This is a genomic window from Streptococcus mitis (genome assembly GCF_001579035.1).
In the GTDB taxonomy this organism is placed as follows: domain Bacteria; phylum Bacillota; class Bacilli; order Lactobacillales; family Streptococcaceae; genus Streptococcus; species Streptococcus mitis_J.
On record NZ_KQ970286.1, the window covers coordinates 254,257 to 258,038 of the forward strand.

The 3,782-nt window shown below is 42.3% G+C and carries 4 protein-coding genes; 3 read left to right on the forward strand and 1 reads right to left on the reverse strand.

From position 1 onward, the window contains the following. From SMIDD26_RS12660 to radC, 3 genes are all read left to right on the forward strand, one after another. The coding region (locus tag SMIDD26_RS12660) for a formate--tetrahydrofolate ligase (RefSeq protein WP_246746880.1) at positions 1-298 on the forward strand (298 nt) is incomplete at its 5' end. Between the two features lie 182 nt (positions 299-480). After that, the gene (pcrA, locus tag SMIDD26_RS03555; RefSeq protein WP_061438966.1) at positions 481-2,796 is read left to right on the forward strand and encodes a DNA helicase PcrA; all 2,316 of its coding nucleotides are present in this window, start codon (positions 481-483) and stop codon (positions 2,794-2,796) included. Positions 2,797-2,815: 19 nt separating this feature from the next. Continuing rightward, on the forward strand, positions 2,816-3,496 hold the full coding sequence (gene radC, locus SMIDD26_RS03560; RefSeq protein WP_061438968.1) for a RadC family protein: 681 nt from the start codon (positions 2,816-2,818) through the stop codon (positions 3,494-3,496). On the opposite strand, the gene SMIDD26_RS03565 is transcribed toward radC, so the two are convergent. Then, a partial coding sequence (locus tag SMIDD26_RS03565) for a gamma-glutamyl-gamma-aminobutyrate hydrolase family protein (protein ID WP_167747460.1) occupies positions 3,493-3,782 on the reverse strand: 290 nt, incomplete at its 5' end. The two genes, radC and SMIDD26_RS03565, sit on opposite strands and share 4 nt — an antisense overlap.

Consider the following 3,782-nt stretch of genomic DNA (forward strand, 5'->3'; position numbering starts at 1 on the left):
TAGCAAAGTAAACTTTGAGAAGAGAGCTCAAACACAAATCGCTCAAATCGTTCAAAACGGTTGGGACAAATTGCCAATCTGTATGGCTAAAACTCAATACAGTTTCTCAGATAATCCAAATGCCCTTGGAGCACCAGAAAACTTTGAAATTACCATTCGTGAATTGGTACCAAAATTAGGTGCAGGCTTTATCGTTGCCTTAACTGGTGATGTCATGACCATGCCAGGACTTCCAAAACGACCTGCTGCTCTTAATATGGATGTTGAAAGCGATGGAACCGTTCTAGGCTTGTTCTAATAGTTTAATTGAATTTAAATGAGTTTGGAAATACTATCCAAGCTCATTTTCTTATCTAGATATAAGGCCATATTTTCATCTGATGAAAGAGTTGCCTTCTATAAGCAATCAGTCTAGGTAAAGATATTTTCCCTGAATTCTGATATAATAGAAATATTGACTTCAAGAGTAAGGAAGAGAAGATGAACGCATTATTGAATGGAATGAATGACCGTCAGGCTGAGGCGGTGCAAACGACAGAAGGTCCCTTGTTGATCATGGCGGGGGCTGGTTCTGGAAAGACCCGAGTTTTGACCCACCGTATCGCTTATTTAATCGATGAAAAGCTGGTCAATCCTTGGAATATCTTGGCCATTACCTTTACCAACAAGGCTGCGCGTGAGATGAAGGAGCGTGCTTATAGCCTCAATCCAGCCACTCAGGACTGTCTGATTGCTACCTTCCACTCCATGTGTGTTCGTATTTTGCGTCGGGCTGCGGACCATATTGGCTACAACCGCAATTTCACTATTGTAGATCCTGGTGAACAGCGAACGCTCATGAAACGCATTCTCAAGCAGTTGAACCTGGATCCGAAAAAATGGAATGAACGGAGCATCTTAGGAACTATTTCCAATGCTAAGAATGATTTGATTGATGATGTGACTTATGCAGCTCAAGCTGGAGATATGTACACGCAAATTGTGGCCCAGTGTTATACAGCCTATCAGAAAGAACTGCGTCAGTCGGAGTCGGTTGACTTTGATGATTTGATTATGCTGACCCTGCGTCTCTTTGATCAAAATCCTGATGTTTTGACCTACTACCAGCAGAAGTTTCAATACATCCATGTTGATGAGTACCAAGATACCAACCACGCTCAGTACCAATTGGTCAAACTTTTGGCTTCCCGTTTTAAAAATATCTGTGTGGTTGGGGATGCGGACCAGTCTATTTACGGTTGGCGTGGTGCTGATATGCAGAATATCTTGGACTTCGAAAAGGATTATCCCCAAGCCAAGGTTGTTTTGTTGGAGGAGAATTATCGCTCAACTAAAACTATTCTCCAAGCGGCCAACGAGGTCATTAAAAATAATAAAAACCGCCGTCCTAAGAATCTCTGGACCCAAAACGCTGATGGAGAACAAATCGTTTACTATCGTGCCAATGATGAGCTAGATGAGGCTGTATTTGTGGCTAAAACTATTGATGAACTTGGTCGCAGTCAAAACTTCCTTCACAAGGATTTTGCAGTTCTCTATCGGACTAATGCGCAGTCCCGTACTATTGAGGAAGCCTTGCTCAAGTCAAACATTCCTTATACCATGGTTGGAGGGACCAAGTTCTACAGCCGTAAGGAAATCCGCGATATTATCGCTTACCTCAACCTCATTGCCAATTTGAGTGACAATATCAGTTTTGAGCGCATTGTCAACGAACCGAAGCGTGGAATTGGACCAGGTACAGTTGAGAAAATCCGTGACTTTGCGAATATGCAAGACATGTCCATGCTAGATGCTTCAGCCAATATCATGTTATCTGGTATCAAGGGTAAGGCAGCTCAATCTATCTGGGATTTTGCCAATATGATGTTAGATTTGCGAGAGCAGCTGGACCACTTAAGCATTACTGAGTTGGTTGAAGCAGTTCTAGAAAAAACAGGTTACATTGATATTCTTAATGCCCAAGCAACTCTGGAAAGTAAGGCTCGTGTTGAAAATATCGAAGAGTTTCTTTCTGTTACGAAAAATTTTGACGACACCTCTGATGTGCCAGAAGAAGAAACTGGTTTGGACAAGCTGAGTCGTTTCTTAAATGATTTGGCCTTAATTGCAGACACAGATTCAGGTAGTCAGGAGACATCAGAAGTGACCCTGATGACCCTGCATGCTGCCAAAGGTCTCGAGTTTCCAGTTGTCTTTTTGATTGGAATGGAAGAAAATGTCTTTCCGCTTAGCCGTGCGGCTGAAGATCAAGATGAATTGGAAGAAGAGCGTCGTCTGGCCTATGTAGGAATTACGCGTGCAGAGAAAATTCTCTATCTGACAAATGCCAACTCGCGCCTGCTTTTTGGTCGTACCAACTACAACCGTCCGACTCGTTTTATTAACGAAATCAGCTCAGACTTACTTGAGTATCAAGGTCTGGCCCGTCCAGCAAATACAAGCTTTAAGGCATCATATAGCAGTGGTGGCCTTGCCTTTGGTCAAGGTATGAGTTTGGCTCAAGCTCTTCAAGACTGTAAACGCAGTGCTGCCTCAAAATCTATCCAGTCAAGCGGTCTTCCATTTGGTCAATTTACAGCTGGGGCAAAATCAGCGTCTAGTGAGTCAAATTGGTCCATTGGTGACATTGCTCTCCACAAAAAATGGGGAGAGGGAACTGTTCTGGAAGTTTCAGGTAGCGGTGCAACTCAGGAATTGAAAATCAATTTCCCAGAAGTAGGTTTGAAAAAACTTTTGGCTAGTGTGGCCCCAATTGAGAAAAAAATACTAATTTTTCATCCTTCTCACGAATAATAAAGTGAGGAGGATTTTTATGTATAGTATTTCATTCCAAGAAGATTCACTATTACCAAGAGAAAGACTGGCCAAGGAAGGAGTAGAAGCGCTCAGTAACCAAGAGTTGCTAGCTATTTTACTCAGGACAGGAACACGTCAAGCTAGCGTTTTTGAAATTGCCCAGAAAGTCTTGAGCAATCTTTCAAGCCTAACAGATTTGAAAAAAATGACCCTGCAGGAATTACAGAGTCTGTCTGGTATTGGGCGAGTTAAGGCCATAGAATTACAAGCTATGATTGAACTGGGACATCGTATTCACAAACATGAGACTCTTGAGATGGAAAGTATTCTCAGCAGTCAAAAGTTGGCCAAGAAGATGCAACAGGAATTGGGGGACAAAAAACAAGAGCACCTGGTGGCGCTCTATCTCAATACTCAAAATCAAATCATTCATCAACAGACTATTTTTATCGGTTCTGCAACTCGTAGTATTGCTGAGCCGCGAGAGATTCTTCACTATGCTATCAAGCATATGGCGACTTCACTCATCTTGGTTCACAATCATCCTTCGGGAGCAGTAGCCCCTAGCCGAAATGATGATCATGTTACTAAACTTGTCAAAGAAGCCTGCGACCTGATGGGGATTGTCCTCTTGGACCATTTGATTGTCTCACAATCTAGTTACTTTAGTTACCGTGAAAAGACGGATTTAATCTAAAGTTCATTAACGACATAGTCAAAGAGGTTTTTATCTTTGGGGCGATTTTCAAAAAGAAATTCTGGGTGCCATTGGACACCGAGAAAGGCGACATCATCCGTACTCATGACAGCTTCAATAATGCCATCTTTAGGATCATGAGCCGCAATCTTTAAATTTGGTGCTAAATCCTTGATGCTCTGATGGTGGAAGGAGTTGATATGGGAAATTTCTCCATAGATTTCTCGGAGAACAGTATCAGGTTCTGTCACTAAGCGTTGAGTTGTGTACTCGGCAGAACAATTCT

Coding starts and splice junctions, on each gene's coding strand:
- pcrA (WP_061438966.1), top strand. CDS start 481: ATGAACGCATTATTGAATGGAATGAATGACCGTCAGGCTGAGGCGGTG.
- radC (WP_061438968.1), top strand. CDS start 2,816: ATGTATAGTATTTCATTCCAAGAAGATTCACTATTACCAAGAGAAAGA.